Origin of the sequence: Pseudoalteromonas sp. bablab_jr011, from assembly GCF_016464045.1 — a bacterium.
GTDB lineage: Bacteria > Pseudomonadota > Gammaproteobacteria > Enterobacterales > Alteromonadaceae > Pseudoalteromonas > Pseudoalteromonas lipolytica.
In genome coordinates this window covers 32,540-57,594 of record NZ_JACDWU010000187.1, presented here as the reverse complement: position 1 = coordinate 57,594, position 25,055 = coordinate 32,540, and the positions used below count along the sequence as shown (strand labels likewise).

Here is a 25,055-nt window from a genome sequence, read left to right as displayed (position 1 = left end):
TTTATATTAAAAACGCAGCGAGGCTTATCACCAACGCGACGGCGGCTAATTTGCAAAAGAGAGCGGCTAAGCCTTTATTTTTCTTAATGACATCTTCTGTGTAAGCTTTTTTTAAATACACAGCTTGTAAGTCAGTAAGGTCTTTGCAGTGCCAACACTCAGGTTCGCGGTCGTTAACGTGTAATCCGCATCGTGTGCAAGGCTTACTGCGAATACGGCCCAAAAAAAACATTCAATGACTCCTGTTTTGCAAATTCGCTAAGTAAGCAACTGTATATCGGATAACAATTCAAAACCACTCCTAGCATTGTGTAAGCATTGATACTCCTTTAAAATAACGCCCTTGCATATCATCGAGGCTGGCTGTGTTACTCAATTATAATCCCCCAATGACCCCCTATTTGAGCATTGTTTATCAAGATGATGATTTACTGATCGTCAATAAACCAAGTGGTTTACTTACGGTGCCGGGTAAGGACCCAAAACATGCCGATTGCCTTATTGCACGCGTTAACCGCGTATTTCCTAACGCTAAAATTGTTCATCGCTTAGATATGGCAACCTCAGGGATTATTTGTTTAGCGATGCATAAAGAAGCACATCGCAATCTGAGTATTCAGTTTCAAGATAGAAAAACCGCCAAACGCTATGTTGCGCGTGTATTTGGAAAGCTTGAACAGCAAACAGGTTCCGTCGATTTACCGCTTATTTGTGATTGGCCGAACCGCCCTAAACAAATGGTTGATCACGACAAAGGCAAGCCTTCATTAACACACTTTAAAGTACTTGAGCATGAAGCTCAGGCAACGCGCGTTGAGCTGACCCCAATTACAGGGCGCTCTCACCAACTACGTGTGCACATGCTGTCTTTAGGTCACCCAATTTTAGGGGATAGACTGTATGCCCACTCAGAAGCATTAGCGCTGGCTCCTCGTTTGCAACTTCATGCAGAAATGCTGAGTTTAACTCACCCTGCCAGTGATGAAAAAATGGTGTTTGAAGCTGCTCCAGAATTTTAAACTAAATATTTACGCCGACTTGCCGATACATACCTAGACCTTAATTAAGTGATATCGGCATGACTTTATCCCCTTTACAGACGTTACTTTTCGCAGCCAGTTTTGCGCTAGTTAGCACAGTGAATGGGGCTGATTTTATTAAACCTTCGCCTTGGTCAAGCCTCGTTACAAACGATATTCAACGTTTTTTACCCAGCGATGAAGTGCGTACTTTACTGGCCGGTGACGATGAGTTCATTAGTTTATATCGTCAATCTATGGCGCCAACACAACGTGGCATCGTGTTAATTATTCCAGACTGGCAAGACGTGCCTACCAATAATGCGGGGATCAACTTTTTACGTAAGCAATTAAATGATATTGGCTATGCGACACTCGCTATGACTATGCCTGATATTGACTGGCACCCTGCCGATATGGCGATGCCAGAGCCCACTGATAACTCTGAAACTGAGTCAACAACGCAAAATAATCAGCAAGCTGACTCAGCTCCACCAGCCCAAACACAACAAGCGCCTCACTTTGTCTCAGCGAAGCCAAACATAAGTGAAGCGATACTTGATGATTACAAACTAAAGTTAATTGCTAGATTCAATGCTTTGTATAACAGCGCGATGGATGAAGGTGGCAACATTATAGTACTGGCACAGGGTGCCAGTGCTGGGCTACTTATTGAGCACTATGCAAGCTTTCCCAATAACGAGTTGAATGCCTTTATTAGTTTAGGAAGCTACCTTCCAAACAGTATTCGAAACCAGCATCTCAATGCCACGTTGTCGACCATTAGCCCACCACTATTAGATATTTTCTACAGTGAAGGTAACCCAGACACACTTCAAAGCGTCAACGATAGAAAACGCTGGGTTAGGCGCAACGCTAAATATGATTATCGACAACGAGAATTGTTCGGAACCCCCACAGAACCTGAGCAACACGAGCGGTTGCTCAAAGAAGTCGACGGCTTTTTACGCCGCCTTCTTTAAATATTCATAAGCGGCTTGAATATCTTGGCTTTTCTTCACCGCGACTTCCATCATGTGCTTAGGTAGCCCTTGCGATACCAGCTTATCAGGGTGATGCTGTGCCATGAGCTTACGATAAGCTACTTTAATATCACGCGCAGACGCATCCTTACTTAAGCCAAGTAACGCAAGTGCCTGAGCACGGTTCATGCTATTGTTTGGCGGGACTCGATGACCATGTTGCTCATTATGAGTACTGTGTTGTTGGTTTTGTTGCTCATAAAAGCGCTGTTGCTGCTGACGAAATGCAAATTCAGCTTGGTAACGTTTTAGTAAGAATGAAAATTGTGTGCGCGAAATTCCTAACTGTTTACTCACCTCGTGCAATAATTGTTTTTCTTGTTCTGCAAGATGACCATCAGAGAATGCCATTTGAATTTGAATTTCTAGAAACAATTGCAGCAAGTCATGACGACGGGCAAAACGTTCTTTAAAATCATGAACCGTTTCTTTTAGTGAAAAATCGGCTTCTTTACCGCTTCGAAATGCATCTTGTGCTTCACGGCGCTCATCACCCGACAAGCCCATTTCATTCATAAAGACACTCGCAGCTTTAATGTGCGTTTCACTGACTCGACCATTTGATTTGGCAATATGACCCATAACCGCAAAGCAGCTTGAAAAAAACAGCGCTTGACGTTCATTAATATCATCACCTTTAAACAGGCCGGAGAAACCGCCCGCTTTATCAAAGTCTTGTTTTAAGCTGCGATCAAACATGTGACCAAGGTACAACCCCAGCAAAGCGCCAACAAACCGGCCAAACATAAAGCCAAAACAGAATCCCAGTACTTTTCCCCACATAATGATAAACCCTCGTTGTTATTTTACAGCTAAGCGCTGGTTTAGTTCGTCGAGTCTGGCTGGTGTGCCTATGTCGTCCCACTGACCAAGGTACAGCTCAGTGGATACTTGATACTCTGCCAGCTTCTCACGCAGGATAGGCCCTAGTGCAAGCACACCCGGTGTTAGGCCTTTAAAAAAGTCAGCATGAAAACGGCTAATACCTGAAAACGTGTACTTTTGACTATCGGGACCTAAATGGCGTAACGCAAAATCACCGTCAGGATTGTGGGCTGGGTTTTCAACCAAAACAAGGTGCGCTTCGCCGGGTTCTAAATGCAGTTGTGTGAGTGACGTCATATCGTAATCAGTAAATACATCCCCGTTAATCACCACAAAGTGCTCGCCAAGCAAGGGCAAAGCGTGAAGTATGCCACCGGCTGTTTCAAGCCCACCTTCGCACTCTTGGCTGTACTGTATGGTGACGCCAAACGCTTCGCCATTGCCAAAGTACTGCTTTATTTTATCTCCTTGCCATGCAAGGTTTATGACAATATCAACAATGCCTGCTTGGCGTAAGTTAATAATGTGGTGTGCTAATAATGGTTTACCTGCCACTTTTAACATCGGTTTAGGCAGCGTACTAGTCAACGGCATCATGCGTTTTCCACGGCCTGCCGCTAAAATCATTGCTTTCATTTAATCTCTTTGTCTAACCGCTTTTTAGTCTGCACAATGATAGTGTGTTCAATCCACTCACTGAGTGCACTTAACTCTGGGTAATCTTTACTTACATTACTAATATACTGAAGCGTTGGCAGCACATTATTTAAATAGCCAGATTTTCCATCGCGTAATTTTAAACGACAAAAAATACCGGCCGCTTTCAAGTGACGCTGTATTCCTGTTAAATCAAACCACCGTTTGAACACCTCAAACGTAATTCCGTGAATTAACTGCTGCTTGGTAAATTCGTCATAGGCAAAATGCAGTAAATAGTCGAGTTCATGTTCAGGAAGTTGAAAGTAGCAATCTCGAAGTAACGACACTAAGTCATAACACACTGGCCCTTGCACTGCATCTTGGTAGTCAATAATCGCCCACTGCTGTCCTGTACGCATAATATTTCTACTATGAAAATCACGGTGTACGGTCACTATAGGTTGCGCCAGCGCATTATTGACCAGCAGTTGACAGGCATCTTGCCACATCTGTGTTTGCTCATCCGACAACGAACAATCAATAAACGCATCGGCAAGCCATTCGCTAAAAATGCTCAATTCAAATTGCAAAAAGTCATCATCAAACACTTTCATATATTGAGCAGGCGGTGTTTGCGCCCATTGTGCACTGAGCTTTATGAGATGCTTATAATGTAGCGTGCGGTCTTCATCGCCAAGTAAGTCAGCTAAATGTGTATTGCCTAAATCACTCAGTAAAAAGAAGCCTTGCTTTTCATCAGCCTGAAGAATTTTTGGTAATTTAAAACCATGTTTAGAGAACACTTTGTTTAGTTCAATATAGGGCGTGTTATCTAATTTATCAGGATCAGAATCCATCACAATGAAGCTTTGTTCTGCGGTATTAATACGAAAATACCGACGAAAACTCGCATCGCCAGTGATGGCTGCTAATTGATATTCATCCTCCTTAAAATGAGGATTTAAAAACTGCTGTAAACTTTTATAACGATTCATTTAGTAAGATATCTATTTTTCACTAAGTCAATTACTGTATTTGCCATTGTTTTCCTTTATTATGTCTAGCTTATATCCAACCAAAGAGCATTAAGGTCATTAAATGAGCAAAACCTGGGGCATAATGATGCTAAGCGTACTTAGCGCACCATCGTTCGCCGAAACTGAACTGGCACACAACTTTTGTGGCACTTCAATGCAAACCAGAGCTTGGCAACCGCTCCCTGGCCTTGAACTTAATATGATCGATATCAAATCCGATGATATTGAACTATTGGGTACCCAAAGCGCAGAATTTACCGGTAATGTAGATATTAACACCCTAACGATGAATTTGTCCGCACAAAGTGCACTGATTGACAAACAACGTGGTCTACTTAATGCAACCGGCCCTATCGTTTATCGCGATAAAGTTAGCCAAATTAATAGCTCTGGGCTCAACGCAGATTTAAATAACTCTGAATTAAGCCTACTTGGCGCTGACTATAAGCTCACCGACCAGCTCGGTCATGGTGGCGCAGAAAAACTGACAGTCAATGAGTCTGGCCTAAACCTCATGAACGCAAGCTTTACTACCTGTCCGGGCGAAACACCGGTATGGGCAATTGAAGCAGATGAAATTGATTTATCGAGTGAAGATGGCTGGGGTGAAACTCACAATACCGTATTACGCGTATTCGATACGCCCGTGTTGTATATCCCTTATTTCACTTTTCCATTAGATGACCGCCGTAAGTCAGGGTTATTAACACCTAATTTCTCAAGCTCTGGTCGCTACGGTCTTGAAACTATCACGCCGTATTATTGGAATATAGCGCCAAATTACGACGCAACAATTACGCCACGCTATATGTCTAAGCGTGGCTTACAAATGATTGGTGAGTTTCGTTATTTAACAGAACAAAATAACGGTTTAATCGCTGTAGAGTACCTTGATAAAGACGACGAAGAGCCAAGTGTTGACTCGCGCTATTTATTTCACTGGCAACAGCAAAGTTATTTTGGTGAGAACTGGCGTGGCAACATTGATATTACCAATGTGAGTGATGATAACTACTTAACCGATTTAAACTCGAGTTATGCCACTCGCACAGATACCCAGTTATATCGTACAGGCTCACTAACGCATTTAGGTGATACGTGGCGTACCGACATCAAACTTCAAAGCTTTGAAGTGCTCGGTGATCACCGTGAATCTTATGCAGCATTACCACAAATTAGTTTTTCACAAACTAACCCATACGACTTTTATGGTGTCGATTTAACACTCGACGGTGAACTTAGCTACTTTACCAATAACAATGCAGTGATTGATGAAGCAAGCCGCCTTCACATTGAACCAAAAGCCAGTTTGGGGTATCAAGAGTATGCGTGGTCTTTTTTATCTGAAGTAAGCCTATTACACACCACTTATAATCAACACGGTGATCTAACAGGCACTGACTTTGAAGAAAAAGTCACACGTACACTGCCAAAAGTACGTTTATACAGCCAACTAAACTTTGAACGTGAAACCGCTTTTTTCTTCAAAGAAGGCATTCAAACGTTAGAACCTCAAATTCAGTATTTGTATACACCCAATAAAGACCAGTCGAATATTGGCCTTTACGATACCACCAAGTTACAAGATGACTTTTTTGGTTTGTTTAGAGATCGTCGCTTTTCGAGCATCGACCGCATAGCAACCGCAAACCAATTTACTTTAGGTGCAACAACGCGCTTATTTAGCAGCGACAATGAAGAAGTGTTTAATTTCAGTGCTGGGCAAATCTTTTATTTAAGCGATGATGCCAAACCGACTTCGCAAGGGATTCAGTCTGATACAAACTACAATGCCTTGTTTGCCGCGCAAACCATGTTACATTGGCACCGTCGCTGGTATTTATCTGGGGGGATTCAATATGACACCGATGGTAAAGAAATAATCCAGTCAAATATCACTTTAGATTATAAAGGTGACGATAAACAGCTCGTACAATTGAACCATCGCTATGCAAATGATGTCTCAGGCAATACAATCGAGCAAGTTGGTCTATTTACCAGCATTCCGCTAACACATGATTGGCAGTTTGTTGGCAGCTATCACCGCGATTTAGAAAGTGGTCGTAGCATTGAGGTTTTCAGCGGCCTGCAGTATGAATCGTGCTGCTGGGCGTTTCAAATCACTGGCCGTCGTCAAATCGAAACCGATTTGAATCAAGCGATTGGCCAAGAGCAAGCCACTTTTGATACCAGTATTGGCTTCAATATCGTGTTAAAAGGACTTGGTAGTAAAAGCCGTTATGATGCACAAAAATTATTACAACAAGGTATTTTTGGCTATCGTAGACCGTATTTTCTTAATAACTAGTACCGCAGTACTATTAGCAAGAGTATTAGAAAAAGTATGAATTTAAAAAAATTATTTGCATCAGCATTATTAACAGTTGGCTTATGCCAAAGCGTTTTCGCAAAACCTGTCGAAATAGACAAAGTCGTCGGCATCGTTAACCAAGGTGTTATCTTACAAAGCGAAGTCGACACAATTATTAATCGCGTAAAAGCACAAGCAGCCGAGCAAGGCCAAGAGCTCCCATCGGATGATACGTTGCGCATTCAAGCGATTGAACGACTTGTAAGCCAAACTCTTATGATGCAACTTGCAGAGCGTATGGGCCTTGAGATTTCGGATTCACAGCTTGACCAAACGCTAGAAAACATGGCGCGCGAGCAAGGTGGCACGATTGCTGATTTGCGTCGCACGATTGAAGCGGCTGGTGAAAGTTTTCCCGCTTACCGCGAAGAAATACGTAAAGAGATCACCACCCAGCAAGTTACACGTGCTAACGTCGATCGCCGTATTTACATCAGCCCACAAGAAATTGATAACCTTTTAAAAATAATGGAAACACAAGGTAAAAATGCCGAAGAGTACAATATCGGCCACATCTTGATTGATATTCCAAGTGATGCAACACCCGATGAAATTGCCAGCGCTAAAACACGTGCTGACAAAGTCATTGAATTTTTAAAAGAAGGTAAAGAGTTCAAGCGCATTGCAATTTCATCATCAAGTGGCTCAAAAGCGCTTGAAGGTGGTCAGTTAGGCTGGATGGGTATCAATGAAATGCCTTCACTCTTTGCAGAGGCTGTAAAAGGTCAGAAAAAAGACGATATCGTTGGTCCACTTCGCTCAGGCGCAGGTTTCCACATTATTAAAGTACAAGATGTACGTGGTCGCCAAGTAGTTGAAACCACAGAAGTTCGCTCTCGTCACATCCTTATTAAACCGTCTATCATTTTAAGCGAAGAAAAAGCGCGCGAGATGCTTAAAGGCTTTGCGAAAGACTTGCGTGAAGGTAACGCCGACTTTGCTGAACTTGCAAAAGAGTACTCTGAAGATCCAGGTTCTGCGCTAAAAGGCGGCGAATACGATTGGACAGACCCAAGCACCTATGTGCCTGAGTTCAAAAACACCTTGTTGTCACTTGATAAAAACGAGATCAGTGAGCCATTCAGAACGCAATTTGGCTGGCATATTGTGCAGTTGCTTGATAAACGTGTCGCAGATAAGACTGAACTTGCTAAACGTAACCGTGCGCATCAACTGCTGTTTAATCGTAAGTTTAAAGAAGAAAGCTTCAACTGGCAGCAAGAAATGCGTGAGCAAGCTCATGTTGATATCTTCCCTGTAGAATAATCATTATGACAATAAGAGTAGCAATCACCCCAGGTGAACCCGCAGGTATAGGCCCTGATTTATTAATTAAGTTAGCGCAACACGCGTGGGATGCCCAACTTGTCGTAATTGCTGATGGTGCGTTATTAAAACAACGCGCCAAACAGCTTGGTTTAAACATCGACCTGATCAAATTTGATGAAGACCAAGCTCCAGCAATTGCACCGGCAGGCAGTGTCTATTTGCATCAGGTTGACCTAGCTGAAGAAGTTGAAGTGGGTGTCTTAAATGATGCAAACGGTCAATATGTGTTAGATACGCTTCGTATCGCCAGTGAAAAAAATATGGATGGCACCTTTGCGGCAGTAGTCACAGGCCCTGTACACAAAGGCATTATCAACAAAGCGGGTATTTCGTTTAGCGGTCATACCGAGTACTTTGCGCAGCAATCTAATACAGCAGATGTAGTGATGCTGCTTGCAACCGAGGGATTACGTGTTGCCCTTGTCACTACGCATATTCCATTAGCTTATGTGTCACGTGCTATCACCGTTGAGCGCCTAAGCAAAGTGGCAACGATTTTAAACCACGATCTACAGACTAAATTTGGTATCGAAAAACCCCGTATTTTGGTGTGTGGTTTAAACCCACATGCTGGTGAAGATGGTCATTTAGGCCGCGAAGAAATAGATACGATAGCCCCCACCCTCGAATTATTAAATAATCAGGGTATGAATTTAATTGGTCCGCTGCCCGCTGATACATTATTTCAAGATAAATACCTGTCACAGGCCGACGCCGTGCTTGCTATGTATCACGATCAGGGATTACCTGTGCTAAAATACAAAGGTTTCGGCAACTCGGTGAACATCACCCTTGGCTTGCCATTTATTCGCACATCAGTGGATCACGGTACGGCACTTGATTTAGCCGGTACAGGAACCGCCGATGTGGGTAGTTTTGAATTAGCGATCCGCGAAGCAATTAAGCTCGCCCATGAAAAAGCACAAAATTAATGACTGATAAAGTACATTTAGGACACCGCGCCAGAAAGCGTTTTGGCCAAAACTTTTTAAATGATGACATGATCATCGATAAAATTGTGACGGCTATCGATCCTAAACCCGAAGACAATTTAGTAGAAATCGGCCCTGGTCTTGGTGCTATCACCGAACCCGTTGCAGACTTAAGTGGCCATCTAACTGTTGTTGAGCTAGATAAAGACTTAGCAGAGCGTTTAGTAAGTCATCCTTTTTTAGGGCCAAAACTAACAGTGCATCAAGGTGATGCAATGAAGTTTGATTTTAGCACCCTGATTAAAGAAGACGAAAAACTAAAGATTTTTGGTAACTTGCCATACAATGTTTCGACTCCTCTGCTGTTTCATTTATTTGAATTTGCTGACAACGTTGAGCATATGCACTTTATGCTTCAAAAAGAGGTTGTTAAGCGCATGGTAGCAAGCCCTGGTAGCAAAGCATTTGGCCGCTTAACTGTCATGACACAGTATTACTGCCATGCAATGCCAGTGATTGATGTGCCCCCAGAGTGCTTTAAACCTGCACCTAAAGTTGATTCAGCGGTCATTCGCTTGATCCCTAAGAAGCCTGAGCAACGTACAGCTAAAAGTACCAAGCTTTTAAACACTGTGTGCTTAGAAGCGTTTAACCAACGTCGTAAAACACTGCGCAACAGTTTATCAAACCTACTGACTGCTGAAGAACTTACAGGCATTGGTATTGATATTACACTTCGTGCAGAAAGTCTGTCTTTACAACAATTTATTGATATAGCTAATTGGATTTATGACAACAAGCAGTAATTTAGGTTCGCCAATTAAGGTCTCTGTTGAGACCTTCTACGTTGAAGGTCAATCGGAGCCTGAACAAGATAAATACGTTTTTGCTTACTCTATCACGATTAAAAATCATAGTTTGTGCAGTGCTAAGCTATTAAGTCGCTACTGGTTAATTACCGATGCCAATGGCAAGGAAGTCGAAGTTCAAGGCGAAGGTGTCGTTGGTGAAACCCCCACTATTGCCCCAGGTGAAAGTTATAAATACACCAGCGGCGCAGTGCTCGACACCCCTGTAGGGACAATGCAAGGTTATTACACCATGCGTAACGAATTCGGCACTGAATTTGAAGCCCCGATAGACGTGTTTCGTCTAGCACGCCCTAACATACTGCATTAAGTATCGATGGCTGACTACGCGATAGGGGATTTGCAAGGGTGCTACAGTGAATTTGACGCACTACTCAAGCGCGTTAATTTTAATCCTAGCAAAGACCACCTATACCTAGTTGGTGACATAGTTGCTCGAGGCCCAGATTCCCTTGGGTGCCTTGAGCGACTCTATGCAATGCAAGGCAGTGTCAGCATTACGCTTGGCAATCATGACCTGCACATGATCGCGTGTTATCATTTAAATAAACCACACAACCCAAAAGATAAGCTCAGTGCTGTTTTTAGCAGCTCTAAACTCACTGACTATATTCAATTTTTACAGCAACAACCACTTGCTCTATGGCTTGAAAAGTATGACATGTTCATAAGTCATGCCGGTTTAAACCCCAATTGGTCGATTAAGAAAGCATTGAAACGCGCTCGCTTTGCAAAGAATTGCTATCAAGGTGCTGATGCTCGACATTTTTTTAGCCATATGTACGATACTCATCCGCCTAAATGGCAGTCAACACTCAGTAATGAAGCTAAGTTTCGCTACATTGTAAATTACTTCACACGCATGCGTTTTGTAGACAAAGAGGCCCATTTAGACCTCACAAACAAAACCAGTACCAGTGCAAATAGCTCAACAATACCGTGGTTTGAACACCCGAATATAACGCAATTAACGCAGCAGATTGTTTTTGGTCACTGGGCGGCAATTGAAGGAAAAACCCAACGAGCAAATATACATGGCCTTGATACAGGCTGTGTGTGGGGAGGAGAAATGACTCTCATGGAACTCAGTAAAAAAGAGCGTTTTGTCGAAAGTTCTCACTCTTTTATCTAAATTAACTGAAAAATAACTGAACATCTGTTAGATTTATATCAATTAAAGTAAATTTAAATAAAAGCCAATTTAATTTAAATACTTAACTTATCAGCAACCCTGCCGATAAATACTGATTAGTACTATTAGTGGAATTACATATGAACTTGACCGTTAGACAGCGTATTTGGGGCGGCTTTATTGTCATTACCCTACTCTTGCTATTTATTGGTGGTAACTCATTGATCAGAATTACCAATATTGATCAATCTACACAGCGAGTTAATCAGCTGTCACTCCCTGCTCTCGATAAAAGCTATGAGCTACAGGTCGAATTCATCTTAATGAGTAAATCCGCACAAGCGAGCTTTTACACAGCATCACAAGATGAGCTAGCAGCGACACGTAGCAGCTTTAATGAACAGAAAAAACGTTATGATAATTCTTATCAAGATTTACAAAACGTGGTTAGTGATGACCCAAAACTAAAACAAAGTAGTCAACAAGTAGAACAAACCTATAAACGTTTTGCTAAATCGGTTGATAACCTGTTTAAAGATAAAAAAACGCAGCTTGAACTTAACAAAACTCTCAGTACTCAACTTGAAAGTATTGAGCTTAGCGCTGAAGATGCAAACTCTGTGGTACTCGATATTATTGATATTGATGGCTTAGAAGAGAATCACTCACGTGCTTATCAAGCGGCAAATAACTTAGAAAATCATTTTCAATCATTAGTGACTAACAGCACTGATATGCTCACAGTGAAAACACTGAATACGCTAGAAATCATTAAAAAAGAGCAAATATATTACCTTGAAGAAATTGAGCGCAGCTTAAGCTTAATTCGCCCCGCTGTTATTGAGTCGAATGCAAGCCTATACAATGATTTAAACGGCTACTTTGAAACACTTGCCAACAATGTAAAAGGTTCAAATAGTTTATCGGCCAACAAAAAACGTTTAATTGATGCCATTGCTCAAACTGAAGCGGAGCTTGCTAATGCCGAAAACTCGACAACAGAAGCATTAACACAACTGCGTGAACTCGTTGATCATGCCACAGTGCTTGCCTTTGATTTACAGCAAGACGTCAGTGGTAACGTAACAACGGCTACGCTTTGGACTTGGGTCGCTATGATTATTGCAACGCTCATTGCAATCGTTGTTGCAGCCATGACTGTAAACCGTATCACTAAGCCACTTTCTGAAGTAAACCGTATTCTAGATATCGTTGCCAGTGGTGATATGACACAACGTTTAGATGACACTGCAAAAGATGAATTTGGTGAGCTTTCACGTAGCTGTAATACATTAATAGAAAGCTTACGTACGCTAATCCAAGGTATTATTTCTCGTTCTACGCAACTTGCCGCTGCGTCTGAGGAAACATCGGCGATTACCGAAGAGTCAAGCCAAGCCATTCGTAACCAGCAAGCACAAGTAGAACAAGCAGCAACGGCGACGACAGAAATGAGCAGTACCTCTCAAGCGGTTAGCAGCAGTGCTCAACAAGCGCTGAGTGAAATTAAAAACGCAGATAAAGAAGCCGAGCGTGTTAAGGGTATCTCATCGCAAAACAAAGCGACGATTGAACAGCTTGCTCGTGAAGTCGATGACGCGTCTCAAGTCATTAATAAGCTGCATAAAGACAGTGCATCAATTGGCGGTATCTTAGATGTGATACGTGGCATTGCAGAGCAAACAAACCTTCTTGCACTTAATGCCGCTATTGAGGCAGCACGCGCAGGTGAACAAGGCCGTGGCTTTGCTGTTGTCGCAGACGAAGTACGCTCTCTTGCGAGCAAAACTCAAGAGTCTACGCAGGAAATCCAAGCCATGATTGAATCACTGCAAATTGGTGCTGAAGCCGCTGTTGCCGCAATGTCTAAAGGTAAGCAACAAGCTGAATCATGTGTTGAGCAATCAGACCAAGCCAACACTGCACTTGACTCAATCACCGCAGCTGTTGCCCAAGCACATAACGTAAGTGAAGAAATATCGACAGCTGCGCACGAACAACAACAAGTCTCGCAAGAGATCAGTGAGCGCTTAGAGTCAATCGTTGCTATTGCTGAACAAACAGCTGAAGGGGCTAACCAGACGAACATTTCAAGCTCAGAAGTCGCTAAATTAGCTGAAGAGTTACGACTGTCGGTGGATGCCTTTAAAGTTTAAATAGCCTTCGCTATACCTAAATAGAAAAACCGTGTTTAGCATTGCAAACACGGTTTTTTTATTCCCCCTTCAGCTCATTCAATGATCCCCATTCATACCACTGTGCTTAATTAAGAGGTCTATTTTGAGGCAATAAAACCGCGTTGATAACAAGACAAAAATTTCGTTATTTAGTTGTTCTCGGCAATTGCTCCTGCATTGCTCTCCCTCCGGCATCCATGCAGTCGTAAATCAGACATTTTTAACGCAGCTAGCGACTGGTGTAATCACTCAAAATGAGTAAGTATTATTGCAGATAGGTATTAGTATGATTTTGAATTGGTATTATTCACAGACATAAAAAAACCGCAACGAGTGCGGTTTTTATAAATCTGTTTGGCTTTACTATTAAAGACCTGCGCGCTCTTTAATAGCAGCAACAACTGGCGAGCCACCAAAGCCATTGGCTTCAGCCCATGCGATGTCTGCACCGTCTTCAAATGAAGAAGATGGTAAACGCTTAACAATATACTCACCCGTATCGTTTGCACCACTCACAATTGCATGACGAAGCATGTTGTTGTCATTGCACTTAAAAGCGTCGATGATATTACGGATCTTTACGCGTGAACTTTTTAGTTTATCACGTAAACGATTCTTATCATCTGCAGCAATGTACTCACAAAGTGAAAGCGCCAACTGTTGATCGTCGGCTTTAACAGGTGCTGTGTACGCAACTGAAGCCGTAACAACTGCTGCGGCTAATAACATATTTGGTAACTTCATCATATTTTGCCCTTATGTAATACTTTTAGCTTACCAAGCTTGACTATTATTGTACCAATCAAACCATTTTATCGCAATATTGTTAAGGTTTTTTATACAAAGTAACAAAAGTATACGGGTGTGGATTGTTGTTATCTGGCAGTTTCTCTTCCTGCTCGACAACTGTCCAGTTAGCAACACTTTCGTAATCTGGGAACTGCGTATCTCCCTCTACATCAAGATCAATGAAGGTTAAATAAAGTCGCTCTGCGTGAGGAAGAAACTGCTGATAAATATTTCCTCCACCGATGATCATCACTTCATCTGCCTCTTTTACTAGGGCTAGCGCCGCATCTGGCGACGTTACAACCTCAATCCCTTCCGCTTTATAATCAGCATTACGGCTAATAATTATGTTTTGACGCCCTGGTAATGGTCGACCTATAGACTCAAAGGTTTTACGTCCCATAATCACAGGTTTAGCCATAGTAACCTGTTTAAAGTGCTGTAAGTCGGCAGGCAAATGCCAAGGCATTTGATTGTCTTGACCAATAATACGATTATTTGCCATTGCAGCAATCATTGAAATTTTCACACTACACCTTTAATACTTTTTTCTTATTAATAAAAAAGGAGCGCGAGGCTCCTTTTCCGTTTTAAACTTTAACGTTGGTAGATAACTTCAACATCGTAGTCATCATCGTCCCAATCACCCCAATCGTCGTCGTCATCTTTCGACGTTGCTTTTTGATGGTATGTATCCCATTTAAATTCAACTTCTTCTTTCTCTTCTTCAGCGAATTTTTCTTTCGGCATACTATCAAGCAACGCCATGATATCGTGACAAAGTGCTTGGGTATTTTGCTTGTTTGCGGCAGAAATTCGGTAAACATTGGTTTCTTCACCCAGCTCTTCAGCTATTTGTTGGCAAAGTGCTTCAGCTTCGTCTTCTGGCAGCAAATCTATTTTATTAAACACTAACCAACGCGGCTTATCAGCAAGTTTAGGGCTGTACTGATGAAGCTCATTAACAATCGCAAACGCATTGTCCACTGGGTTAGTGCCATCGACAGGCATAATATCGATGATATGTAACAGCACACGACAACGCTCTAAGTGTTTTAAGAAGCGAATACCAAGACCCGCTCCATCAGAGGCACCTTCGATTAATCCTGGAATATCGGCTATGACAAATGACTTATTAGCATCAGGACGCACAACCCCTAAATTAGGAATAAGCGTTGTAAATGGATAGTCAGCAACTTTAGGTTTAGCCGCAGATACACTGCGAATAAATGTTGATTTGCCCGCATTAGGTAACCCCAGTAAGCCAACATCAGCAAGTAACATCAGTTCTAAACGTAAATTTCTTACTTCGCCAGGCGTACCTAATGTTTTTTGGCGCGGAGCACGGTTCGTACTTGATTTAAAGCGTGCATTCCCCAAGCCATGGAAGCCTCCTTTTGCAACAACCAGTTTCTGGCCATGCATCGTTAAATCACCTAATGACTCTTCAGTATCAACATCTGTAATACGGGTTCCAACAGGCACTTTAAGGACTAAATCATTGCCCTTCTTACCGGTCATATTGCGACCGTGACCATTGGTGCCACGCTCTGCTTTATGAAAACGCTCAAACTGATAATCAATTAAGGTATTTAAGTTTTCATCGGCCTGTAGATAGACACTGCCACCATCGCCGCCATCGCCGCCATCAGGACCGCCATCCGGCACATATTTTTCACGTCGGAAAGATACGACACCGCTGCCGCCATCACCCGCGTCACAACGAATTTCCACTTCATCTACAAACTTCATGATTACTCACTTTAAGATTGGCTTGTTAATAACTGTATTATACACCTAATTATATAGCTAAGCATCTTCGTACAGTGCCGAAGATGCTTAGCTATATAATCGAGTGCCTTAAAACAAAAAACCCCGCAAAGGCGGGGTTTTTCAAATATCGAGATGATTACTCAGCTACGATATTTACGTATTTACGGTTTAAAGGACCTTTCTGTTCGAATTGAACTTTACCATCTGCTTTTGCGAAGATAGTGTGGTCTTTACCGATACCTACGTTTGCACCAGCGTGGAACTTAGTACCACGTTGACGAACAATGATGCTACCCGCTAGAACTGATTCGCCACCAAAACGCTTAACACCTAGGCGTTTGCTTTCTGAATCGCGACCGTTACGAGTACTACCAGCTGCTTTTTTATGTGCCATTTCTAAGTACCTCTAATTAAGCGCTAATGCCAGTGATTTTAACTTCAGTGAACCATTGACGATGGCCCATTTGCTTACGAGAATGCTTACGACGTCTAAATTTAACAATCTTCACTTTCTCACCGCGACCGTGTGAAACAACCTCAGCTGTCACTTTACCACCGTTTACGAACGGTACACCGATCTCGATTTTCTCACCATCAGCAACTAAAAGTACTGAATCAAATTCAACTGCTGCACCAGTTTCAACGTCTAATTTCTCAAGACGAATTGTTTGACCTTCAGTCACACGGTGCTGTTTACCACCACTTTGGAAAACCGCGTACATAATTAACTCCGTCTGTGCGCCCTCAAATCGACGCAACTAAAATATTCTTCAATAGGGCGCGAAGTTTACGCTAATGCGCAAAAACTAGCAAGCCTCTTTTTAGATAAAATGAATAAAAAATAGCTGCATTAAGGGCAATTCAATATTTTCCCTTATTTTATCCTAAAAACACCGCTTGCCAAGCGGTTTTTGCGATCTTGTGACAATTAAATGACCGAGACAAATATAGCTAATAAATCAGTCTAGAATGTTCACTTATTAAACAAGCAGATAAAATTAAGTCGTTATAATTGAGCCGAAAACAGAAACTTTAACGTGTTTTTTTATTGAATCATCACAAAATATCGAGCAAGCGCAATTTTTGATGTACAATCAGCCTCGTATACCCATAAAAATTGGCTCGGAGATCAATGGATATAAAAGCTATCCAGGCGTTAATCGAAAATGAAATGGATGACGTCAATCAACTTATACATGCCCAAATGCGCTCAGATGTCGCGTTGGTTAATCAACTTGGTTTATACATAGTTAACAGTGGTGGCAAGCGTGTTCGCCCCATGTTGGCTATTTTAGCAGCTAAAGCTTTAGGCTATGAGGGTAAAGATCACATTACCCTAGCAACCATCATTGAGTTTATTCACACAGCAACTTTGCTGCATGATGACGTGGTTGATGAGTCTAATTTGCGTCGAGGTACACCTACCGCAAACGCAGAGTTTGGCAATGCAGCCAGTGTGCTCGTGGGTGATTTTATTTACACTCGCTCATTCCAGCTTATGGTTGGGCTTGGCAAAATGCCGATCATGCAAATTTTAGCTGATGCGACCAATGTCATTGCTGAAGGTGAAGTGTTGCAGCTTATGAACTGTAATGACCCTAACACCACCGAACAAAGCTATATGCAGGTTATTTACAGCAAAACCGCCAAGCTTTTCGAAGCCGCAACGGGTCTTGCCGCTATCATTACCGAGCAAGACGAAAAAGTCCTCGACGCATTAAACCTATACGGCATGCATTTAGGAACTGCTTTTCAACTAGTAGATGATGTACTTGATTACAATGCTGATGCACAGCAACTTGGCAAAAATATTGGTGATGACTTAGCTGAAGGTAAACCAACTTTACCGCTTATTTACGCGATACAAAAAGGCACACCAGCGCAAGTAAAACTAGTTCGTGAAGCCATTGAGCTAGGCAATGGTATGGATCACTTAGACAGCATTCTAGCGACGCTCGCTGATACCAAAGCCCTTGAGTTTACAATGCAAAAAGCAGAGCAAGAAGCTGATAAAGCCATTGCATGCATTGCTTTTTTACCCGACACGCCATACAAACAAGCATTAGAAAGCTTAGCGCGGATTGCGGTCGCCCGCGATCATTAAGCGATACTTTATTCGAGCCATTAAAAAAGCCTGCAATTGCAGGCTTTTTTGTTTTAAGCGCTTCAACATGCATGTGAAGCGCTTAGCATCAATCGAGATTAACCGTTGATGAAATCAACACCTTCTTGGATGTCTTTGTTAAGTGTCGCTAGCATGTCGTTCTTAGCTTGCTCTTCGAATGCACTTAACTCACCGTAAGAAAGAATTTCTTCAACACCGTTCTTACCTAAACGTACTGGGTGTGCGAAGTAAGCAGCATCACCATTTTCAACAGCAACGTATGCGTAATCTACCACGTCTTCACCTTGTAAGCCTTTCACTAAAGACATACAAAAACGAGCCGCTGCGGCACCCATTGAAAGTGTTGCTGAACCGCCACCAGCTTTAGCGTTAACAACTTCAGTACCTGCATTTTGGATACGTGGAGTAAGTGCTGCAACTTCTTCATCAGTGAAAGTAACGCCTTCAACTTGTGAAAGAAGTGGCAGAATTGTTGTACCAGAGTGACCACCAATAACAGGGACTTTAACGTCAGTTGCGCTTAAGCCTTTAAGCTCAGCTACAAACGCTTCAGAACGGATCACGTCAAGAGTCGTAATACCGAATACACGGCTAGCATCGTAAGTACCCGCTTTTTTGAATACTTCAGCAACGATTGGCACAGTGCCATTTACTGGGTTAGTGATGATACCTACTAACGCTTTAGGGCAGTTTTTAACGATGCCTTCAGCTAATGTTTTGATGATACCTGCGTTTACGTTGAAAAGGTCCGCACGGTCCATGCCCGGCTTACGTGGCATACCCGCTGGAATAAGAACGATATCACAACCTACTAATGCAGCGTCCAAGCTGTCTGCACCAAAGCCTTCAACTTTAACGTCAGTTGGGATGTGAGAAAGATCAACCGCTACACCAGGAACAACAGGGGCAACATCGTATAACGATAATTCAGAACCTGCAGGTAAACTTGTTTTTAATAATAAAGACAATGCTTGGCCGATACCGCCAGCTGCGCCTAAAACAGCAACTTTCATTGGAATTCTCCGTAATTTGAGGTAGGAAATATTTGTGGCCCTAAAGATAATGAAATTAGCGACTAAAAACAAATTTATCCTGCTTATTTCGCGTATAATTTCGACCATAGTTGTAAACTTAGCTGTAACGTGACGGTATTTGGACGACAAATGCAAACAAATACTGCATAACTATGCAGAATTGTGTAGAATTACTTCATATTTGATGAATAAAAGAAACGACAACATGCAACCACAAGACAAACAAGAAGCACTGATCAAAGCGTTTAAATCGTTATTAAAAGAAGAAAACTTTGGCTCACAAGGTGAGATTGTCGAAGCATTAAAAGACCAAGGCTTTGATAATATTAGCCAAAGTAAAGTCTCACGCATGTTGAGTAAATTTGGTGCTGTACGCACACGCAATGCAAAACAAGAGATGGTGTATTGTTTACCTGCCGAAATGGGTGTGCCAACCGCAAAGAGCCCTCTTCGTCAGCTTGTTATCGACATCATGCACAACGAAATGATGATTATTATTCGTACCAGCCCAGGGGCTGCACAGCTGATTGCCCGATTACTTGATTCATTAGGTAAGGCAGACGGTGTACTGGGTACAATTGCAGGCGACGACACTATTTTTATCGCCCCTGCAAAAATTTCTGAAATCGATGTCACGCTAGACCGCGTTAGAACATTATTCGATACAGTTTAACGTTAAAGCTGCTTCAAAAAGTTTACTGACGGGGCGAAAAATGCAGACCCCATGTCGGCTTGTGTAAAATCGAGCCAATGGTCATAACATTCGCCCTGCCCTAATCGGCTTTTGAGTACCTGTTCAAACGCATCACCTTGCGCTGCACACGACACCATTAAAATGCCCTGTTTATGAACGTCACCAAACGGCATGCTTTGATTGAGTATGAGAGGCTGACCCTTTTCATCTTTTAATTCACTTCGTACTGCATGACTCGTTTCAACAGCTGGCATTATTAACGTGTTATCAAGACGTGTACGCCCCATGATTTGCTCTTGCTCAGATAACGACAAATGTTGCCACACGCTTAGGTCATGCACAAAACGCTGCACATGAATATAACTTCCCTGATCTTCAAAATGACCCGGCTTATCAATCAGTGCGGTGCTTCGCTTTTGTCGCCCATGCGGAGTGTCTCCCGCATAAATAAAGCCATTAAAATCGCGGCCATCTAAAAAGCGAAAGTTACGAACTTGTTCCACCAACTCAACATCAGGTGTAAATAATTTAATGATTTGTAGAGCAAAAAGGTGATTTACATCTTCACGATCAGAGCGAATTTGCACAAACAAATCGAATGGCTGCGCACTCATGACGTGCTCACTGTGCGTCACATTTGGAAAGCTTTGTAATTGGCTTGGAATAAACTCTGGCAGTATATGTGGCCAGTACTGCGCACCAAGCGCAACCACACATGACAACATGGCTTCAGAGAATTGGTCTGCAAACTCGTCTTGAATGACGCTTACGCGTTTAAGTTTTTTGCGTAATGACTCATCGTGACCATCATAAACATTAAAAAACAGGTGCAAACCGTGTAAGTTTGCTTCAGCACAAATCCCAGATTGCGCTTGCGCCATAATGAATCCTTAGCTACTCGTTATCAAACATACAGACAAGGAATTCAGGATTATAACGTTCTGTTTAATCTTCGAAAAAATTGACCGTATGTGGCATTATTTTTATTTTTACTGGTTGCTCGACCGCTAGTACACGATCATTTTCGGCAGCAACTTCTAGCTCCTGCCCAGCAATACGTACCTTATACACATAACGCGTACCGATAAAACGTCTGTTTAGTATGGCTTGACTACTTACATCGCCGTGCTCTGCCTCACATAACTTAATATGATGAGGTCGTACATACACCACACCGTGTTGACCTTGATGCTTGCTTTCGGTTAGCGAATGTATGACACCATACGTCGTTTCATATTCAGTTGGCGTTAAGACTTTTGCCGTTAAGTATATGCCCGTACCAAGAAACTCTGCAACCTCCTTTGAGTTAGGTTGGCTAAATAACTGCTCGGGAGTGCCTTGTTGCGCTATTTTTCCACCGTGCATCACCGCAAGCGTATCAGCAAAGGCAAACGCTTCTTCTTTTGAGTGCGTCACAAAAACAGCGGAAACTTGTTGGTCTTTTATAATCCGACGAATATCAGCAATTAATTCAAAACGCACTTGGGTATCAATGTTCGAAAATGGCTCATCAAGTAGTAATAAACTGGGTTTATATGCCAAAGCTCTCGCTATTGCGACACGTTGTTGCTGCCCACCGGAGAGTTGATGTGGGTATCGTTTTGCACAGCCATCTAGTTTAACCAACCTGAGCATTTCACTCACGCGCTCACGTTTTTGTGCTTTACTCATATTGCTCAAACCAAAGGCAATGTTATCGCTTACTGTTAGATGCGGAAACAAAGCGTAATCTTGAAACATCATGCCGATATTTCGTTTTTCTGGCGCAATAAAATGATGATTGTCATTGACCACTTGTGAGTCGATACTCATGTATCCTTGCGATGGCTGTAAAATACCTGCAATTGCTTTTAACGTGGTGGTTTTACCACACCCACTGGCGCCTAATAAACAGACTATTTCGTCTTGCTTCACATTTAGAGTAAGCTCACTCAATACCTTAGTGCCATTATATTGGTAGGCTAAGTCTTTAATTATCAAATGACTCATGAGTGATTGTGCTCCATCGAACGATTAACGAAATACAAAGGAATTAGTCCTACTAAAACAATAAACAAGGCCGAAATAGACGCTAACTCTAATTGTTCATCACTGACATACTGAAAAACATGCGTGGCCAAAGTTTCAAAGTTAAATGGACGCAAGAGCAATGCGGCGGGTAGCTCTTTCATACATTCAATAAATACTAATAATCCTGCGGTTAATATACCGCGTTTTAGCAAGGGTAAATGAACTTTATACAGGGTTGTAAAAGGCCCTTTGCCCATTGATTGACTCGCCATATCGAGTGAGGGGCTGATACGTAAGAAACTACTTTCAAGCGCTCCATGCGCAATTGCATAGAAACGCACTATATAAGCAAAAACCATCGCAAATAGAGTACCACTTAATACTAGGCCTAACGAAAAACCGTGCGGCTCTAACCATGCATTCAGTAAGTCATCAAGCTGCGTTAAAGGCAGTAAAACGGCGATAGCAAGCACCGTGCCTGGTAGTGCGTACCCTGTACTCGCTAGACGTCCAGGAATAAGGGGGTAACGGTCTTTACTTATGCGTTGATAAAACAGCACACATAAGCTCAGTATAATAGTCGCCAGGCTCACGACGACAGCAACCTTGAGGCTTTGCCATGCATAATTAAAAAATGCACCATTCCACGCATCTTCCGCATACACAATAGCGTACTTCACAAGCACTGCCACGGGTAATAAAAACGCCAGCAGCAAAGTAAGGCTACAGGCTATTGTTGCCCCCCAGGCTGCGCTGCCTTTTAAGCTGTATAACGTCGCACTATTAACACTTGATTGGCGCTCATATACGGCTTGGTTTCTTCGGCTGTAGCGCTCAAGCATCAGGGTTAAGAATAAAATGAGCAACATAATGCCAGAAATTTTTGCAGCCGCAGTGAGAGAGTAATACCCCAACCAGGTATCGTAAACGGCGGTCGTCAATGTACTCACAGCAAAATAATTCACTGTTGCAAAGTCAGCCATCGCCTCCATGCTAATTAAGGTAATACCCGCCACAATAGCGCCGCGGCCAAGTGGCAAGCTTACTCGTAAGAAGCTTTGCAAAGGGGACAACCCCATTAACTGGCTGGCTTGCACAAGTTTAAATGATTGCTCTCTCAGTGCTGTTTTGAAAATTAAATACAGGTAGGGATACAACACAAGGGCAATCATCACAATTGCTCCTGTTAAGGTACGAATATCGAAAAACCAATAGTCATCCGGCGATTGCCAACCAAACCAATCACGTAGCGCAATTTGTACGGGACCTGCATAATCGAGTAAGTCCGTGTAAACATAAGCAATTAAGTAGGTCGGCATGGCAAGTGGCAGCATGAGCGCCCACTCAAATTGCTTTCGCCCCGGAAACTCACAATACGCAGTCAACCACGCTAATGGCAGCGCGATGAGGCAACTTAAAAGCCCGACTCCAGCAATCAAGAATAGAGTATTGCGGGTGTAATCCCACAACACAGTATCAAACAAGTGCTGAAACACATCAGAGCCTCCTTGCAGAGACTCCACTAATAAAAAGCCAAGAGGTGTTACAAGCAATAACCCGATAAACCAAGCTATTAACTGCCAGCGAGACAACGAAAACTTCACATGCATACGAGGCTGTTATTCCTTCATTAATAACAGGGCGATATAAAACAAAAGCTGTTTAAGCAATGCCGCTTAAACAGCTTTTTCAAATTTTTAAGCTGGAATAACGCTTTGTGCGTTATAAATCAAACTTCACTTCATCAATTAGCTTAAGTGCCACAGGGCGATATTTGCTAATTTCATCAAGCGACAAAGTATCTTCTTTAAATTTGCCCCATGATGCCACCATATCAGATAAAGCAACCCCTTGTTTTACTGGGTACTCCATATTAACTGAGGCATACATATTTTGCGCTTTATTGTCGGTCATATACTCAATCAGTTTCAAGGCATTTTCAGGGTTTTTGGCATATTTCGTCATCACCACCCCCGATACATTAATATGTGAGCCTCGGTTTGTTTGATTAGGGAAGTTAATATGCACCGCTTCAGCCCATGACTTTTGCTGCTCATCCTGCAACATTTTACCAAAGTAATAACTATTACCTAAGGCAATATCACACAGCCCTTCTTTTACCGCTTTAACTTGTGCACGGTCGTTACCTTGTGGTTTACGAGCTAAATTTGATTTTACGCCTTCAAGCCATTCTTTTGTTTTTACTTCACCGTGATGCGCCACCATAGACGCTACTAGGCCTAAGTTATAAGGGTGCTTACCAGGGCGCGTACATAATTTGCCTTTGTATTTTGGATCGGCTAAGTCTTCATAACTCAGTGTGGGTAACGCGCCAACTCGCTCTTTTGCTGAGTAGACATTGCGCACTCGTTTAGTAAGTGCAATCCACTGCCCTTGTTCATCACGAAAAGTACTGGGGACATTTGCATTAACAATATCACTGTTAATTGATTGCGTTAAACCAAGCTCTTCTAACTGTACAAGCGCACTAAAATTTGACGTCAAAACGAGATCAGCCTTGCTATGCTTACCTTCGCGCTTTACGCGTTCAATCAGGCCCTTTTTAGCAAAAACAACATTGGTTTTTATGCCCGTTTGCTGAGTGAAATCATCTAAAATTGGTTGAATTAAAAAAGGTTGTCGGAATGAATATATATTAACGACATCCGCTGAAAGTGCAGGTGTGCTTAGTAAAGCCGTGAATAAGACTAACGCTGTTTTTTTCATTATTTAACACCTAAATAAAAACAATTCTCAAAATATTTTACCTACACTTAAGGCAAAGTGCACCTGTTAATAGTCATAAAACAATCATGTTAGCTGCCATTTAGGAAGTTACTTGTGAGAGATATCTTACCTACATGGCAGCTATTGAGTAAAAGCAGACAGCAAAAACCACATAAAAACCCATAACAAACTGAAAATAAACAATTTAATTAAAATGACAATAAAATGACCGCTATTTTAAGCACGATTTTGACCTACTCGCGCTTGGCAATTTCTCTATAATTAACTTATCAGCTAAGCATGAAGCTTTATGAGTAGATGGATAGGGAAGCATTACTCATATCAAACCTCGGATAAGGTTCATTAGGATAGTAAGGATATTAGGACAGGCTCAGGAAGAGTAACGCAAGGGAATGACAGCTTATGGACAGCATCAGGATGATGTGAAATGGAATAACAACAGGGTGTTGTTATACAGGAGTTCAAAAAGTGGAATAAAGGACAGGTCGTAAGGACAACGCAAGGGAATT

Annotated in this window: 25 protein-coding genes; 11 read left to right on the top strand and 14 right to left on the bottom strand. The window is 42.2% G+C overall.

Annotation, left to right across the window (positions count from 1 at the left end; genetic code table 11):
• Nucleotide 1 precedes the first annotated feature (1 nt).
• Nucleotides 2-232: a hypothetical protein gene (locus JIG41_RS10890; RefSeq protein ID WP_036966004.1), complete on the bottom strand. Its 231-nt coding sequence runs from the start codon at nucleotides 230-232 to the stop codon at nucleotides 2-4.
• Nucleotides 233-365: 133 nt separating this feature from the next.
• On the opposite strand from JIG41_RS10890, the gene rluA reads away from it, so the two are divergent.
• Together rluA and JIG41_RS10880 are read left to right on the top strand one after the other, a co-directional pair.
• Complete coding sequence (gene rluA / locus JIG41_RS10885; protein ID WP_074988943.1) at nucleotides 366-1,019, top strand: bifunctional tRNA pseudouridine(32) synthase/23S rRNA pseudouridine(746) synthase RluA; 654 nt, start codon at nucleotides 366-368, stop codon at nucleotides 1,017-1,019.
• 59 nt (nucleotides 1,020-1,078) lie between these two features.
• A complete protein-coding gene (locus JIG41_RS10880; protein ID WP_199524732.1) occupies nucleotides 1,079-2,002 on the top strand; it encodes a DUF3530 family protein in 924 nt (307 codons plus the stop codon).
• Here the strand turns inward: JIG41_RS10880 and djlA are convergent.
• Genes djlA through JIG41_RS10865 form a run of 3 tightly spaced genes read right to left on the bottom strand, consistent with a single transcriptional unit; the run spans nucleotide 1,985 to nucleotide 4,521 of the window.
• Nucleotides 1,985-2,845 (bottom strand): co-chaperone DjlA, encoded by an 861-nt coding sequence (gene djlA, locus JIG41_RS10875; protein WP_065979659.1) that lies wholly within the window; start codon nucleotides 2,843-2,845, stop codon nucleotides 1,985-1,987. The genes JIG41_RS10880 and djlA overlap by 18 nt on opposite strands.
• A gap of 18 nt (nucleotides 2,846-2,863) precedes the next feature.
• Nucleotides 2,864-3,523: an N-acetylmuramate alpha-1-phosphate uridylyltransferase MurU gene (gene murU, locus JIG41_RS10870; protein ID WP_065979658.1), complete on the bottom strand. Its 660-nt coding sequence runs from the start codon at nucleotides 3,521-3,523 to the stop codon at nucleotides 2,864-2,866.
• Entirely contained in the window at nucleotides 3,520-4,521 is a 1,002-nt protein-coding gene (locus JIG41_RS10865; RefSeq protein WP_196857403.1) for an aminoglycoside phosphotransferase family protein, read from the bottom strand. The genes murU and JIG41_RS10865 overlap by 4 nt, the downstream gene beginning before the upstream one ends.
• A 103-nt stretch (nucleotides 4,522-4,624) precedes the next feature.
• On the opposite strand from JIG41_RS10865, the gene lptD reads away from it, so the two are divergent.
• The 7 genes from lptD (at nucleotide 4,625) to JIG41_RS10830 (ending at nucleotide 13,352) form a co-directional block, all read left to right on the top strand.
• Nucleotides 4,625-6,871 (top strand): LPS assembly protein LptD, encoded by a 2,247-nt coding sequence (lptD, locus tag JIG41_RS10860; RefSeq protein ID WP_036965986.1) that lies wholly within the window; start codon nucleotides 4,625-4,627, stop codon nucleotides 6,869-6,871.
• Nucleotides 6,872-6,907: 36 nt separating this feature from the next.
• Nucleotides 6,908-8,200, top strand: coding sequence for a peptidylprolyl isomerase SurA (surA, locus tag JIG41_RS10855; RefSeq protein ID WP_036965983.1), 1,293 nt, complete (start codon nucleotides 6,908-6,910; stop codon nucleotides 8,198-8,200).
• Nucleotides 8,201-8,205: 5 nt separating this feature from the next.
• Nucleotides 8,206-9,195 (top strand): 4-hydroxythreonine-4-phosphate dehydrogenase PdxA, encoded by a 990-nt coding sequence (gene pdxA / locus JIG41_RS10850; protein ID WP_065979655.1) that lies wholly within the window; start codon nucleotides 8,206-8,208, stop codon nucleotides 9,193-9,195.
• Nucleotides 9,195-10,001, top strand: a complete 807-nt coding sequence (gene rsmA / locus JIG41_RS10845) for a 16S rRNA (adenine(1518)-N(6)/adenine(1519)-N(6))-dimethyltransferase RsmA (protein WP_036965978.1) — start codon at nucleotides 9,195-9,197, stop codon at nucleotides 9,999-10,001. Before pdxA ends, rsmA begins: the two co-directional genes overlap by 1 nt.
• Nucleotides 9,985-10,374: a Co2+/Mg2+ efflux protein ApaG gene (gene apaG, locus JIG41_RS10840; protein ID WP_036965974.1), complete on the top strand. Its 390-nt coding sequence runs from the start codon at nucleotides 9,985-9,987 to the stop codon at nucleotides 10,372-10,374. The genes rsmA and apaG overlap by 17 nt, the downstream gene beginning before the upstream one ends.
• 6 nt (nucleotides 10,375-10,380) lie before the next feature.
• Entirely contained in the window at nucleotides 10,381-11,196 is an 816-nt protein-coding gene (locus JIG41_RS10835; protein WP_036965970.1) for a symmetrical bis(5'-nucleosyl)-tetraphosphatase, read from the top strand.
• A 140-nt stretch (nucleotides 11,197-11,336) separates the two neighbouring features.
• Nucleotides 11,337-13,352: a methyl-accepting chemotaxis protein gene (locus JIG41_RS10830; protein ID WP_036965967.1), complete on the top strand. Its 2,016-nt coding sequence runs from the start codon at nucleotides 11,337-11,339 to the stop codon at nucleotides 13,350-13,352.
• A gap of 387 nt (nucleotides 13,353-13,739) precedes the next feature.
• Here the strand turns inward: JIG41_RS10830 and JIG41_RS10825 are convergent, their stop codons facing one another.
• From JIG41_RS10825 to rplU, 5 genes are all read right to left on the bottom strand, one after another.
• On the bottom strand, nucleotides 13,740-14,120 hold the full coding sequence (locus tag JIG41_RS10825; RefSeq protein ID WP_036965965.1) for a DUF3718 domain-containing protein: 381 nt from the start codon (nucleotides 14,118-14,120) through the stop codon (nucleotides 13,740-13,742).
• A 79-nt stretch (nucleotides 14,121-14,199) separates the two neighbouring features.
• Entirely contained in the window at nucleotides 14,200-14,679 is a 480-nt protein-coding gene (folA, locus tag JIG41_RS10820; protein ID WP_036969051.1) for a type 3 dihydrofolate reductase, read from the bottom strand.
• 80 nt (nucleotides 14,680-14,759) lie between these two features.
• On the bottom strand, nucleotides 14,760-15,914 hold the full coding sequence (gene cgtA, locus JIG41_RS10815) for an Obg family GTPase CgtA (RefSeq protein ID WP_199524731.1): 1,155 nt from the start codon (nucleotides 15,912-15,914) through the stop codon (nucleotides 14,760-14,762).
• A gap of 157 nt (nucleotides 15,915-16,071) precedes the next feature.
• A complete protein-coding gene (rpmA, locus tag JIG41_RS10810; protein ID WP_036965960.1) occupies nucleotides 16,072-16,329 on the bottom strand; it encodes a 50S ribosomal protein L27 in 258 nt (85 codons plus the stop codon).
• A 16-nt stretch (nucleotides 16,330-16,345) separates the two neighbouring features.
• A complete protein-coding gene (gene rplU, locus JIG41_RS10805) occupies nucleotides 16,346-16,657 on the bottom strand; it encodes a 50S ribosomal protein L21 (RefSeq protein ID WP_036965957.1) in 312 nt (103 codons plus the stop codon).
• 410 nt (nucleotides 16,658-17,067) lie between these two features.
• Between rplU and ispB the strand changes: the two genes are divergently transcribed.
• Nucleotides 17,068-18,039, top strand: a complete 972-nt coding sequence (gene ispB / locus JIG41_RS10800) for an octaprenyl diphosphate synthase (RefSeq protein WP_036965954.1) — start codon at nucleotides 17,068-17,070, stop codon at nucleotides 18,037-18,039.
• Nucleotides 18,040-18,137: 98 nt separating this feature from the next.
• Here ispB and mdh read toward each other — a convergent pair whose 3' ends face one another.
• Nucleotides 18,138-19,073 (bottom strand): malate dehydrogenase, encoded by a 936-nt coding sequence (gene mdh, locus JIG41_RS10795; protein WP_199524730.1) that lies wholly within the window; start codon nucleotides 19,071-19,073, stop codon nucleotides 18,138-18,140.
• A 226-nt stretch (nucleotides 19,074-19,299) separates the two neighbouring features.
• Between mdh and argR the strand changes: the two genes are divergently transcribed.
• The gene (argR, locus tag JIG41_RS10790; RefSeq protein ID WP_036965948.1) at nucleotides 19,300-19,767 is read left to right on the top strand and encodes a transcriptional regulator ArgR; all 468 of its coding nucleotides are present in this window, start codon (nucleotides 19,300-19,302) and stop codon (nucleotides 19,765-19,767) included.
• Nucleotides 19,768-19,769: 2 nt separating this feature from the next.
• Here argR and JIG41_RS10785 read toward each other — a convergent pair whose 3' ends face one another.
• The 4 genes from JIG41_RS10785 to JIG41_RS10770 form a co-directional block, all read right to left on the bottom strand.
• Nucleotides 19,770-20,669 (bottom strand): Dyp-type peroxidase, encoded by a 900-nt coding sequence (locus JIG41_RS10785; protein WP_118844615.1) that lies wholly within the window; start codon nucleotides 20,667-20,669, stop codon nucleotides 19,770-19,772.
• A 64-nt stretch (nucleotides 20,670-20,733) separates the two neighbouring features.
• Nucleotides 20,734-21,777 (bottom strand): ABC transporter ATP-binding protein, encoded by a 1,044-nt coding sequence (locus tag JIG41_RS10780; RefSeq protein ID WP_065979650.1) that lies wholly within the window; start codon nucleotides 21,775-21,777, stop codon nucleotides 20,734-20,736.
• Nucleotides 21,774-23,408 carry an iron ABC transporter permease gene (locus JIG41_RS10775; protein WP_196857404.1) on the bottom strand — a complete coding sequence of 545 codons (1,635 nt, stop codon included), beginning with the start codon at nucleotides 23,406-23,408 and terminating at the stop codon, nucleotides 21,774-21,776. Before JIG41_RS10775 ends, JIG41_RS10780 begins: the two co-directional genes overlap by 4 nt.
• 112 nt (nucleotides 23,409-23,520) lie before the next feature.
• Entirely contained in the window at nucleotides 23,521-24,525 is a 1,005-nt protein-coding gene (locus tag JIG41_RS10770) for a Fe(3+) ABC transporter substrate-binding protein (protein ID WP_036965938.1), read from the bottom strand.
• Nucleotides 24,526-25,055 lie beyond the last annotated feature (530 nt).

What these genes read in the sequence shown, in the direction of transcription:
- pdxA (WP_065979655.1), top strand. Translation starts at nt 8,206, where the DNA reads ATGACAATAAGAGTAGCAATCACCCCAGGTGAACCCGCAGGTATAGGC.
- ispB (WP_036965954.1), top strand. Translation starts at nt 17,068, where the DNA reads ATGGATATAAAAGCTATCCAGGCGTTAATCGAAAATGAAATGGATGAC.
- JIG41_RS10865 (WP_196857403.1), bottom strand. Translation starts at nt 4,521, where the DNA reads ATGAATCGTTATAAAAGTTTACAGCAGTTTTTAAATCCTCATTTTAAG.
- JIG41_RS10830 (WP_036965967.1), top strand. Translation starts at nt 11,337, where the DNA reads ATGAACTTGACCGTTAGACAGCGTATTTGGGGCGGCTTTATTGTCATT.
- rpmA (WP_036965960.1), bottom strand. Translation starts at nt 16,329, where the DNA reads ATGGCACATAAAAAAGCAGCTGGTAGTACTCGTAACGGTCGCGATTCA.
- rplU (WP_036965957.1), bottom strand. Translation starts at nt 16,657, where the DNA reads ATGTACGCGGTTTTCCAAAGTGGTGGTAAACAGCACCGTGTGACTGAA.
- JIG41_RS10770 (WP_036965938.1), bottom strand. Translation starts at nt 24,525, where the DNA reads ATGAAAAAAACAGCGTTAGTCTTATTCACGGCTTTACTAAGCACACCT.
- mdh (WP_199524730.1), bottom strand. Translation starts at nt 19,073, where the DNA reads ATGAAAGTTGCTGTTTTAGGCGCAGCTGGCGGTATCGGCCAAGCATTG.
- surA (WP_036965983.1), top strand. Translation starts at nt 6,908, where the DNA reads ATGAATTTAAAAAAATTATTTGCATCAGCATTATTAACAGTTGGCTTA.
- djlA (WP_065979659.1), bottom strand. Translation starts at nt 2,845, where the DNA reads ATGTGGGGAAAAGTACTGGGATTCTGTTTTGGCTTTATGTTTGGCCGG.
- JIG41_RS10775 (WP_196857404.1), bottom strand. Translation starts at nt 23,408, where the DNA reads ATGCATGTGAAGTTTTCGTTGTCTCGCTGGCAGTTAATAGCTTGGTTT.
- folA (WP_036969051.1), bottom strand. Translation starts at nt 14,679, where the DNA reads ATGATTGCTGCAATGGCAAATAATCGTATTATTGGTCAAGACAATCAA.
- JIG41_RS10835 (WP_036965970.1), top strand. Translation starts at nt 10,381, where the DNA reads ATGGCTGACTACGCGATAGGGGATTTGCAAGGGTGCTACAGTGAATTT.
- rsmA (WP_036965978.1), top strand. Translation starts at nt 9,195, where the DNA reads ATGACTGATAAAGTACATTTAGGACACCGCGCCAGAAAGCGTTTTGGC.
- lptD (WP_036965986.1), top strand. Translation starts at nt 4,625, where the DNA reads ATGAGCAAAACCTGGGGCATAATGATGCTAAGCGTACTTAGCGCACCA.
- JIG41_RS10780 (WP_065979650.1), bottom strand. Translation starts at nt 21,777, where the DNA reads ATGAGTCATTTGATAATTAAAGACTTAGCCTACCAATATAATGGCACT.
- apaG (WP_036965974.1), top strand. Translation starts at nt 9,985, where the DNA reads ATGACAACAAGCAGTAATTTAGGTTCGCCAATTAAGGTCTCTGTTGAG.
- JIG41_RS10825 (WP_036965965.1), bottom strand. Translation starts at nt 14,120, where the DNA reads ATGATGAAGTTACCAAATATGTTATTAGCCGCAGCAGTTGTTACGGCT.
- murU (WP_065979658.1), bottom strand. Translation starts at nt 3,523, where the DNA reads ATGAAAGCAATGATTTTAGCGGCAGGCCGTGGAAAACGCATGATGCCG.
- JIG41_RS10785 (WP_118844615.1), bottom strand. Translation starts at nt 20,669, where the DNA reads ATGGCGCAAGCGCAATCTGGGATTTGTGCTGAAGCAAACTTACACGGT.
- JIG41_RS10890 (WP_036966004.1), bottom strand. Translation starts at nt 232, where the DNA reads ATGTTTTTTTTGGGCCGTATTCGCAGTAAGCCTTGCACACGATGCGGA.
- JIG41_RS10880 (WP_199524732.1), top strand. Translation starts at nt 1,079, where the DNA reads ATGACTTTATCCCCTTTACAGACGTTACTTTTCGCAGCCAGTTTTGCG.
- cgtA (WP_199524731.1), bottom strand. Translation starts at nt 15,914, where the DNA reads ATGAAGTTTGTAGATGAAGTGGAAATTCGTTGTGACGCGGGTGATGGC.
- argR (WP_036965948.1), top strand. Translation starts at nt 19,300, where the DNA reads ATGCAACCACAAGACAAACAAGAAGCACTGATCAAAGCGTTTAAATCG.